A 12,260-nucleotide genomic window follows, 5' to 3' on the forward strand; every position below is an offset into this window, starting at 1 on the left:
AAAAACAAACTTTGTTTGTGTAGTAGCCACTTATGTTCGTCGGAAAAAGAGGATTATTAAAGCGAATTTGATATGACATCCAAAAAACGCTTAACCTGTTTTTCCCAAGTCCAATCCAGCATAAAGTTAGCCGCAGCTAAACCGATCCGTTTTGCTTCTTCGCGATTAGTATAAACTTGTTCCAAAGCCTCAACAACTTCTGCCACATCAGACTCTCCCCAACCTTCTACACCAGAAAAAGGAGCAGTCTGTTTAACTCGTCCTTGACTCCATAAAGGATAGCAAATGTGGCTGTAAATTAAGTCTAAATGACCAGTATTTGCTGATAAAATAGTCGGAATTCCGCAGGCCATACTTTCCATTGCGACTAAATTAGTGCCGCCTTCACAGCGGTTAGTGAAAACAGCACAGTCGGCTTCTCGCAAAATTTGTCCGGTGAGGTGATTGGGAATTAAGCCGATGTCGATAAAAGAGTCAACCGGCAAACCGTTAGCCACTAACCATTGCGAAATTCCTAAACTTCCGTCTCGGTTGATATTGGGAAGTCCGGCAACATTTCCGGTTTGTTCGATTCCTAACATATACTGAGGCCAAAAATTGTGCCATGTTGTTAGTAACAAAGCCTCTGGATGTTTGGCGCGAAATCGTTTGAAAGCGGCAATTACAATATCTTGACCTTTGCGATATTCCAATTTGCCGCCGGAGAAAATGACGAAGCGATCGCCAAATAGATTAGATTTGGGTGCAGGATGGAAAATTGTTGGGTCAATTCCTTGATGTACCATCGCCACATTAGTCAAGCCGCAGCTTCTCAAAACATCCGCATTCCAGTTGGAACCGGCGACAATCACGCTATATTTTTTGGCTGTTTCTAGTGCTTCTGCTGTGATTCGTGTGTCTTCAAAAAATATGACTCCTATTTGACAAGCGCTGGTAATTTGATTGTCAACTCCAGAGGATGCTAAATTATTCCCCAAAGCGTAAAGTACGGGAAAATTACAACTGATTTGTTTGTCGGAATTGGCTGCTACTAATTCCTGAAAAGTTTTGTGCTTTTCAATTACAGGTAACAACAGCGATTTATGCAGCGGATTCATTGATTCTGAGGTGATTGATGGCGGTGCTAAAAGTGCAGCTTCCCAGGCTGGATTTTGCCGCAGTTGTAGTGTTAAATTCATGGCGTAAATTCCCCAGCCGCTGGTGATGCTGATCGGCCAACTGATGCCCATTCCGGTAATTTGTGGGGGAGTTTCTGGGGGTTGGATTTGAGGCGGAGTTTCTGGGGGTTGGATTTGAGGCGGAGCCTCTGAATATGCGTTACCAGGCAGAGCCTGGTAACGAGAGAGAGGAGGGGAAATTAGCTGTTCTAAGGCTGCTTTTATACGATCGCAAACTCCATCCCAATCACCGGCTTTTTGCTGCCTAAACAACCGCACAGTGGGATACCAAGGGCTATCTTCGCGTTCCAGCATCCAGCGCCAATCGGGCACGAAAGACAGCAAAATCCAGACGGGTTTGCCCAAAGCACCGGCCAAGTGCCCGACAGAAGTATCTACGCAAATTACTAAATCGAGTTGCGAAATAATTGCTGCTGTGTCGGCAAAATCGACGCAATGTTCGCTCAAATCTTCAATTTGGTGTTGCTTTAATAAAGTGCGTGAAGCGCAGCTATCTTGTAGGGAATCGCCCGCTGACAAATCTTTCTGAAGACTGTAAAAACTCACTCCCGGAACATCTACAAATTTCAAAAAATCGCTCAATTTACACGATCGCCGATGATTGTTGCGGTGCAGCGGGCCGCCCGCCCACACAATACCTACTTTTAGTTTATTGTTCGCCTCTAGGAAAAATTTAAAATCCTGTGGCGGAGCTAAATAAGGAATATTCGCCGGTATATTTTCCAAAGTCGTTCCCAGAATTCGCGGCAAACTTAGCAGCGGGGCTTGCACTTGAAAATCTATCAAGTCGCTAGGCTTGACTCCTACTCGATCTACTCCTGCAATTCCTTCAAATAAACGCTTCAGCAAGACATGACAAGCAACAATAACTTTGCCACCTTTTTGCTTAACTAAAGGCGCGTAGCGGATAAACTGTATCGTATCACCAAAACCTTGTTCAGGGTGCAATAAAATTGTTTTTCCCTGCAAATCAGAGCCGTCCCAAAGTGGTTTCTCAAAAGAGCGCGGATCCAATTGTTGAGTTTGCCAGCGCGATTCGTACTCCGCAAAACCACGCTCAAAATTTCCATTTAAGAGCAAAGCTAAGGCTAGTCTCAAGCGCCAATTTGGGGAGTTGGGACGTAGTTGAATTGCTTTATTGTAGAAGTCGATCGCCTCTGCGACTTGTCCCTGTTCTTCGAGGGCAGAACCCAAGTATAAGTTTGTTTCACTCAGGTTGGGATTGGTTTCTAGCGCTTGTTTGTAATGCGAAATTGCCTCGGTTATTTGCCCGTTTTCCTGTTTGAGATAACCTAAACAACTGTGGGCTTCTGCGTGGCTGGGTGAGGCAGCCATTACTTGTTCATAACGAGCGGCAGCTTCTGCTTTTTTACCTTGTTTTTCTAAGGCATTTGCTATGTGAAATTGTACCTGTGCGGGCGATAAGGCAAATCGAGGCAGAGCCTCTATATCTGCGTTATCAGGCACAGCCTGGGAACGAGTAGAGATTAGGTGTTTTAAGGCTGTTTTTACGCGATCGCAAACTCCCACCCAATCGCCCGGTATTTGCTGCCGAAACAGTCGCGCAGTCGGATACCAAGGGCTATCTTCGCGTTCCAACATCCACCGCCAATCCGGCATAAAACATAGCAAAATCCATACCGGTTTACCCAAAGCACCGGCTAAGTGCGCGATAGCAGTATCCACGCAAATTACTAAATCTAGTTGCGATATCACCGCCGCAGTATCGGCAAAATCGTTCAAATTGTCGCTCAAATCTATCACGGGAATTTGAGTTAACAAAGTACGATCGCCCGCTGACATTTCTTTCTGAAGACTGTAAAAAGTTACACCGGGAATATCTAACAATTGCAGGAAATAGCTTAAATCGCTCGATCGCTGAAAATCCTTCAAATGTTCCACACTTCCCGCCCACGCAATCCCAACTTTGAAATTGCGATTCCCTACGGGATAGCTGTGCTTCACGGAATTTAGAGAAAATTGCCAATTCGGCGGCGCAGCTAAATAAGGAACATTTGCCGGTATATTTTCTAAATTTGTTCCGAGAATATACGGCAAACTCATCAGCGGTGCTTGCACTTGGAAATCCGGCAATTCATCCATCCGAACCGCCACTTGTTCGATGCCAGGAATCTGCTTAAATAAACGCTTCAGTTCTTGATAGCAAGAAAGGATTACTCTGCCGCCTTTTTGCTGGACAATTGCCACGTATCGCACAAATTGAATCGCATCGCCCAAACCTTGTTCGGATCGGAGCAAAATAGTTTGCCCGTTCAAATCTGAACCGTCCCAAACTGGTTGGTCAAAATTCAACCGTGGTAATTTTTTCGCCTGTTCTGTTTGCCAGCGCCACTCGTATTCTGCTAAACCGCGCGGCAAGTCCCCAGTCAATAACAAAACTAAGCTTAAATTGAAGTGAGCCTTAACACAATTTGCATCAATTTCGAGAGCTTTCTTGTAACAAAAAACTGCTCGATTTACGTCTCCTAATTGTTCAACAGCACTCCCTAAATTAGTAATAGCTTCTAGATAATTCGGATTCAAAGATATTGCTCGTTCCAAACTAGAAATTGCCTGTTCTATTTTGCCCGCAGCCAAGCATAATGTTCCCAGGTGATAGTACCCTTGAGGATTGTTCGGTTCTACTCCAATTGCACGCTCGTAAAGGCGTTCAGCCTCGGCTAGCTGAGATTGTGTTTGCATTGCCGCACCCAAATTTACCAGCGCTGGCACGTAATTGGCATTGACAGAAAGTGCTTGATGAAAACACGCGATCGCACTCGGCAACTCGCCCTGCTGCTGGAGGATCGCGCCGAGATTGTTGAGAGCTTTGACGTAAACCGGATTCAGGGCGATCGCCTTTTGAAAGCAAGATACAGCATCGGGTATATTGCCTTGATCTTGCAGCAAAATACCCAAGTTATTGTGAGATTGAGCGCAGTTAGGGTCGATTTCGATCGCGCGCTGATAATAGGTGGCAGCTTCGGCTAAATTGCCTGTTTGGTGCAGCGTCACTGCCAAATTAGTGGTGGCTTCTATCGAATTAGACTGCAAAACCAAAGCATTTTTAAAATAAGCGATCGCCTCGGCAAATCTTCCTTGCGACTTGAGAATATTTGCCTGATTGAACTGTTTTTGATATAATTGAATATTGGTCTGAGTTTCTATTGGCGGTAGAGCTTCTTGATGCTGACAAATTCTTTCTCTCAACGCCAAAGCAGCCCGATCTAAAACTCCTTCCCAATCCCCCGCTGTTGACTGACGAAACAGCCGCGCCGTCGGATACCAAGGACTATCTTCGCGTTGCAACATCCACCGCCAATCCGGCACAAAACACAGCAAAATCCACACTGGTTTGCCCAAAGCACCAGCCAAGTGTGCCACACAAGTATCTACAGAAATCACTAAATCCAGAGCCGAGATTGCTGCGGCAGTATCCGCCAAGTCGTGCAAATAAGAGCTTAAATCTGTTACGGCTATTTGCTCTAACAAAGCGCGATCGTCTGCTGTCATTTCCTGTTGCAAACTGTAAAAATCTGCTCCGGGAATATCTAACAGTTTGGTTAACAAATTTAGCGGTAACGATCGCATATTATTTTGGGAATTTTTAGGATTTCCTGACCACACAATTCCCACTTTCAAGTTAGTAGTTGGGTTGAGAGTAAATTCCCAACCGGGCGGCGGAGCTAAATAAGGAACTTTGGCGGGTATAGTTTCTAAAGTTGTTCCCAGAAGGTGTGGCAAACTCATTAGCTGCGCGTGAACTTGAAAATCCGGCGCATCCTCTGGATTAACTATTAACCCATCGATTCCCGAAACTTGTGCAAACAAGCGCTGCAAGTGCGGCAAACACCAAACAATTACCCTACCGCCTTTTTGCTTGACTAAATCTGCGTAGCGGATAAACTGAATTGCATCGCCTAAACCTTGTTCCGGGCAAAGCAAAATAGTTTTTTCCTGCAAATCTTTGCCATCCCAAAGCGGCTGAATAAAGTTGTGGGATCGGAACTGTTTTTCTTTAACTAGGAGTCGCCATTCGTACTCGCAAAAACCGCGCTGAAAGTCTCCCGCCAGGAGCAAAGCTAAACCTAAATTTAGGTGAGATTCAGGATGGCCGACATTGAATTTAACTGCTTGGCTGTAGCAGGTGACAGCATCTGCAAATTGACCACGATCGTGCAAAGCACTTCCCAAACTGGTGAGGGGATTGATATAACCGGGTTTGAGTTCGATCGCCCGACGGTAACAATCGATCGCCTCTGCCATTTTTCCCGCTTCCTCAAAAGCTTTGCCGAGATTGTTCAAAGCTTGTGGAAAGTCGGGTTTCAGGCTCAAAGCTTGCTGATAGCAGGCGATCGCATCTTCAATTTTGCCCTGTTTGTGCAGGACAATTCCCAGATTGCAGTGAGCCTGTGCACTGGCTGGCAATTTCTGAATCGCCTGCTGGCAAAAAGCTAGAGCCTCATCTAACTTATCTTGGTTTGACAGCCAACTCCCCAAAGCGAGATCAGTTTCTGCCAAAGCCGGTTGCAGCGCCAGAGCTCGCTCGTAGTATGCGATCGCACGGTCAATTTGGCCCTGTCGGATCGAGGCGTAAGCTAAATGCTGCAGGGCGTCCACATAATTTGGCTCGATCGCGATCGCCCGTTCGTAATTCGCGATCGCCCGTTCGTAATTCGCGCCCGCTTCCTCCCCTTGTTGCTCCAAAGCAATTCCCAAATTCAAATAAGCCACCGCGCAATTAGGATTGACTTGAATCGCTTGCTCATAGCAGCTTATAGCCTCCGCCACATCCCCTTGCTCTTCCCGCAACAGGCCCAAATTAATCAGCGCTTCCGCGCAATTCGGGTTCAAAGACAGCGCCCGCTCGTATTCTGCGATCGCCTCTCCAGTCTCCCCTGCTTCCGCGAGTGCGCTGCCCAAATTGCTCGCAGTTTCCGCCAAATTCCCGTCGATTGCTAAGGCTTGTCGGTAGTGCGCGATCGCCTCTGTTAGCTGGCCGCTGTGCTGTTTGACAACGCCTAAATTGCTGTGCGCCGCTGCGTAATTAGGATTGATCGCGATCGCCCGCTCATAACATTTGATCGCACCGCCAAAATCGGCTTGCTGCTGCAAATCCACGCCCAACCGAAATTCTGCATCCGCCGAATCCGATGGCACAAATGCAGCCGCAACCGCGCCTAGAGCTTCCGCCACCCGATGGAAAACGTCCTCCCAGTCGCCCCGCTGATGCTGGCGAAACAGCCTTGCGCTTGGATACCAAGGACTATCTTCGCGCTCCAACAGCCATCGCCAATCCGGCGAAAACGCCAGCAAAATCCACACTGGTTTGCCCAAAGCGCCCGCCAAATGGGCGACAGCGGTATCGACACTAATGACTAAATCCAGTTTGGCGATCGCAGCCGCAGTATCGGCCAAATCGCCAAAATGCGGGCTCAAATCTACGATCGACGTTTGATTCAACAGCGCGCGATCGGCCTCGGAAACCTCTTTCTGCAAGCTGTAAAAACTTACCCCCGAAACCTCCAAAAGCGGCAGAAACTGACTCAAACTGCACGAACGCTGCTTGTTTTTGCGGTGTTTTGGATTCCCCGCCCAGACAATGCCAACTTTCAAAGTGCGATCGGGCAACAGTCCAAATTCAGCACCTGCTGGCGGAGATAAATAAGCAGTATTTGCCGGTATTGTTTCCAGCTTTGTACCGAGAATATACGGCAAACTCAACATCGGCACTTGCACGTCAAATTCCGGCAACGGCTCGCCTTTAACTATTAGCAAATCAATGCCGTCAACCGTGGCAAACAAACGGTGCAATTGCGGGTAACAGCCAACAATGACCCTACCGCCTTTATTTTTGACGATCGCAGCATAGCGAATAAACTGAAGCGAATCGCCTAAACCTTGTTCGGCGTGCAGCAAAATAGTCTTTCCCTGCAAATCCGAACCATCCCATAGCGGCCGGTATTCTCTCGCCGAAACACTATTATCCGGCCCCGTCAAAAAACAGGAATGACCAGTATGAAATTCTTTAATTTGCCAGCGCCACTCGTATTCAGCGAGACCATTTTCCAAATCTCCCACCAACAGCAAAGCCAAGGATAAATTCAGGTGAGCGCTAGCGTGATTTGGACTTAAATGAATCGCTCGTCTGTAGCAGGATATCGCATCTTCTACCGCGCCTTTTTCCAGAAACGTCCTGCCTAAATTGTTGATAGCTTCCACAAAATCCGGCAGCAATTCTAGAGCTTTGTGATAATACTCCAGCGCATCTTCTAAATTGCCCTGTTCTTGCAAAACAGTTGCCAGATTGTTATAAGCTTCCCAGCTATGCGGATTAATTTCCAGCGCTCGCCGGTACAACTCGATCGCCCTGAAAAGTTCGCCTTTTTCTTGCTGCGCCACAGCTAAATTAATCAGTGCGGGTACGAAATTAGGTTCAGCGACAAGAGCTTGCTCATAATGTGCGATCGCCTCTTCCACTTTACCTTGTTCCTCAAAAATTTTTGCCAAGTTGTAAGCTGTTTGAGGAATATTTGGATCGATGGCTAAAGCTTCTCGGTAATGCGACATAGCTGCGTCCAATTCGCCCTTTTCTTGCTTGAGAAAACCAAAATTAATCCGCGCTTGGACGCAACTTGGATCAAGAGATATTATCTGTTCGTAAAGGGCGATCGCCTCTTCCCTATCTCCTGTTTCCATTAAATGCTCTGCTTGCCGCAATAAATCCTCTAAAACAACCAAATTCTCCCCGCCGTTTCCGATCGCAACAGATGTCTCAATTCCCTGCGATTGCTTATCTGCGGAGCCTTCTGCTAACTCTTTGCTCGCAATAAAAAATATTTTTTTACTCTCTTGAACTACGCTTGTATCTGCCTTTTTGAGGGTCACAGAATCGATGAAAGCCGTATGATTAGCATTCATTGCGAGTGAAACGAAGTCAAGCGAATCTTTGGCATAATCCTCGGAATAACTAACAGTATTGGCGCTCGCAAAAGAACTCAAAGCCGCCTGTACATCCTCAAACAATTCTTGCCAACTTTCCGGCTGACTTTGGCGGAAAAGCCTCGCAGTTGGATACCAAGGATTATCTTCACGATCCAGCAGCCAACGCCAGTCAGGAGCAAAAGAAAGCAGCACCCAAACCGGTTTTCCTAAAGCACCGGCTAAGTGCGCCACAGCCGTATCGACAGTAATGACTAAATCCAGTTGAGATATAGCCGAAGCGGTATCAGCAAAGTCGTTCAAATGCGGAGTTAAATCCGGCACTAAGTGTTGATGCAACAAAGTGCGATCGCTCTCGGACAAGTTTTTTTGTAAACTATAAAAAGCAATTCCCGGAACATCCAAAAATAGAATAAAATCGCTCAAACTGCAAGAACGCTGATTGTCTTTCCGACGCTTCGGACTCCCCGCCCAAACAATCCCTACCTTCAATTTGGCATCAGAAGAAAGCGCAAATTTGCACTCAGCAGGCGGAGCTAAATAAGGAACATTTGCCGGTATTGTTTCCAGAGTTGTCCCCACAATTCGCGGCAAACTCATCAGAGGTGCGTGAACGTCAAATTCTGGCAAACCTTCCAAACTAACTGATAAATATTCAATATCAGCAACTGTCGCAAACAACCGCATCAGTTCTGGATAGCAAGCCACCATAACTTTAGCGCCTCTGCTGCGAAGAATCGGCGCGTAGCGAATAAACTGAATAGAATCGCCAAAGCCTTGCTCGACGTGGAGTAAAATAGTTTTACCCTGCAAATCCGAACCATCCCAAACTGGCTGTTTAAATTGCCTCGGTTGTAGTTGCGGAGTGCGCCACCGCCACTCATATTCAACAAAACCGCGCTGATAATCTCCGAACAATAGCAAAGTCAAACCTAATTCCAGGTGTGCGATGGCGTTGTCGGGCTGCAATTCCAAGGCTCGACTGTGACAAGAAAAAGCCTCTTGAAACTCTCCTAAATCGACCAAAGCGTGTCCGAGATTGTTAATAGCCTCCACGAAATCTGGCTTTAAGTTTAATGCTTGTCGGTAGTGGGATATTGCTGCTTTTGCATTGCCTTGTTCGTGGTAAAATGCTCCTACATTGTTGTGAGCTTCGGGATTGTTGGGGTCGAGTTTTACCGCTTGCTGGTAGCAGTTGAAAGCTTCGGCTAATTTACCTTGCTGCTGGAAAACTGTTCCCAATTCCATCAGGGAATATGTCAAATTTGGATTAATTTTTAAAGCGTGTAGGTAACAGGCAATTGCCTCGCTTAATTGATTTTTTTGTTTAAATAAATGTCCTAAGTTGTGCGCTGTTTCGTGCAGGTTGGGGTCAATTCGCAGCGCTGTTTGGTAATATAAAATTGCTGAGTCTATGTCAGCGAGTTGCTGTTTGATCCAGCCCAAATTATTGTAGGCGAGTGCGGAATTTGGCTGGATTTTGATGACTTGTTCGTAACTGGCGATCGCCCTTTGATACTCGCGTACATCCAGCAAAACATTAGCCTTATTTAAATGTGCTTCTACAAAATCGCGGTTTTGGGCGATCGCCTTTTCGTAAAAGTCGATCGCCTCTGCAATCTTTCCCTGTTGTCTCGTCGCTATTCCCAACAAACACAGCACGTTTGCTGATTCCGGCTGCACTTCTATTATTTGCCGATACAAATTCTCAGCTTCTAACAAACGTCCCGCTTGGTGATGTTCCCAAGCTAATTTCAAAGAGTCTTCGGCACCCAGTTTGCAGGCAGATTTCCGCGATTTTTTTTGAGAAGCCATAGTTGTCTTGGTTGTTTGGGAGTTCGCTAACTTGTAATTGCCAATTTGTTCTAATTTGTTAACTCTTCCTTCCTTCTTCCTTCTTCCCCCTTCCTTCTTCCTCCTTCTCCCTTCCTTCTTCCTTCCTCCTTCCTTCTTCCTTCGGACTGACATCCGTTACATCCCGTACATTGCTCGTTGCCGAACTGCCTTCTTCCTTACATCCGTTACATCCGTTACAAAATCCGTTGCCGAACTTCTTCCTTCTACCCCAACAAACAAGCTGCGGGAAAAATCAGATATTCTAAGAAAAACAACTTCCAGATAAATTGATAAAATGCAGCAATTTCTATTTGATCGTCCAAATCAACTTTGACGCTCCAAAACCACATCAAACCCAAAGCCGCCAAATGAGAAACTGCCAGAAACACTAAATTAACATTAGGCAATACGATCGCTCCCGCCAAAGTCGCGCCCAAATAACAAACTGTCAACACCCAGCGAGATAAATTAAAGACGGCCGCCTTGCCCAGCTCAATCGTAAACGTAGTAATATTATATTGCTTGTCCCCTTCCATGTCCGGGATATCTTTAAAAATGGCGATCGCAAACGTAAACACCACAACAAAAACCGTCAGCACCCAAACTTCGGCAGGAATCCCAAAAGACACACTCTCCAAATTCCAGCCAGAAAGAATGCTTTTCGCCCTTCCCAAACCCAACACCCAATTAAAGTGCAAAAATAACCCTAAATTTACGATCGCGCCCCGCACCGTAAAAATGCACAGCGCCGCCCAAAAAGGAAACCGTTTCAGCCGAATTGGGGGCAGAGAATAAGCAGTCCCCATCGCCAAACTAACGCCAACAGTAGCAAGCAAAAACGGGCCTTGTAAAACAGCAGTTAAAATTGCTATAATGCCCGTGGCAATTACAATTAATTCCCCGGTTTTCCGAGAAAACACTCCCGAGGCGATCGGCAAATACGGCTTATTAATTTTATCAATTTCAACATCTTCTAACTGGTTTAATCCCACAATATAAATATTGCCACAAATGCAAGCCAACCAGGCAAAAGCTAGGGGCCCAAATATAGGATTCACAAACAGCCGCGCACTTTGGGCGATCGCGTACAACGCCAATACACTCAAGCTAGTACCCACAATTGTGTGCGGCCGGGAAAACTCCCAAAATCCCCTCACCCAGCTTTGCGGAGCCGAGGCATTTTTATCACTCCAAGACTTGCCAATCGAATCGTTGCCCATAAATCTCACACCCGCACCAAACAAATAATATTCTCTAGGGTGTGCAAGGCACACCTTACTCATCAACTCAAGACTCAAAACTTCTCTGATATATGCCTGTTATTTTACAGCACAAATCAGCCCAAAACGAATCAACCCGCTCTGATATCCACGGCTCATCAATCCGAGAGCAAGTGCTGCTTGAATAGTAGTCCAACCGCTCGTTAGCAAACCCCAAATCGCGCTCGGAGTCAAAGCAGAATCAATCACCACATCCCAAAAAGGAGCAACAGCTTTTGACCAATCAGCGCTGCGAATACTTGTCAAAGGCAAAGTGCGAACAATTTCCTCGTATTCCGGCAAAGAAATCACATAAGGCAAAGCATAAACTCGGTAAATTTCTGCCAACTCCTTTCTCTCTTCATCAGTTAATTCTCCTGCCGTTTCTCCCACCGGGCGGTGACACCAAGTAGCCAAAATCAAAGTTCCTCCCGGCTTGAGTACGCGGCAGCATTCCTGCAAAAACTTAATTTTGTCGGGCATATGTTCGCCACTTTCGAGCGACCAAACCAAGTCGAATGACTCGTCAGGAAAAGGCATATTCAAAGCATCGGCCACCAAAAAATTCACATTGCTTTCTTGCCCAGCAATTTTAGCGCGTTCGGTTGCTCTGTTGGCCTGTACCGGACTCAGAGTAATTCCGGTAGCTGTAACGCTACCGCCCGTTTTGTTGAGTTCGGGCGATCGGCTAAAATCACGATCGACCCCGCCATCCAACTTTAAATTATTTTGAGCGATCAAACTAAACTTTTCGGTCAAATACAGCGTGCTGCCGCCGATCCCGCAACCGACATCGAGAATGCGGTAAGATTCACACAGTGCCTTGTCTGAGGGTACTCCAGCCCAGCCCAGCAGTTCTTCTATCAAATCTATCTGAGCCTGTCGGCGCTCTTTTTTCAAATTGCCATCTGGGCCGTAGTAACCGTGGTGCATATGTTCGCCCCACACCTGCTCCCACAAACCGCTAGAAGCGTCGTAAAGTTGCTGAATTTGCTGGTAAAGTGTTGATGTCATCGCCGGATCGCAAGTTATTAAAGGAATTCTA

General features: G+C 46.4%; 3 protein-coding genes. All 3 read right to left on the minus strand.

Going from position 1 to position 12,260, the window contains the following annotated elements:
- Positions 1-56: 56 nt before the first annotated feature.
- The 3 genes from QUB37_RS14100 to QUB37_RS14110 all read right to left on the minus strand — a co-directional run bounded on the left by QUB37_RS14100 (position 57) and on the right by QUB37_RS14110 (position 12,229).
- Positions 57-10,088, minus strand: a complete 10,032-nt coding sequence (locus tag QUB37_RS14100; RefSeq protein ID WP_333162909.1) for a tetratricopeptide repeat protein — start codon at positions 10,086-10,088, stop codon at positions 57-59.
- Positions 10,089-10,180: 92 nt separating this feature from the next.
- Entirely contained in the window at positions 10,181-11,239 is a 1,059-nt protein-coding gene (locus QUB37_RS14105; protein ID WP_333162911.1) for a homogentisate phytyltransferase, read from the minus strand.
- A 36-nt stretch (positions 11,240-11,275) separates the two neighbouring features.
- A complete protein-coding gene (locus QUB37_RS14110) occupies positions 11,276-12,229 on the minus strand; it encodes a methyltransferase domain-containing protein (RefSeq protein ID WP_333162913.1) in 954 nt (317 codons plus the stop codon).
- Positions 12,230-12,260 lie beyond the last annotated feature (31 nt).

The organism is Microcoleus sp. AT3-A2, assembly GCF_036705685.1.
In the GTDB taxonomy this organism is placed as follows: Bacteria; Cyanobacteriota; Cyanobacteriia; order Cyanobacteriales; family Microcoleaceae; genus Microcoleus.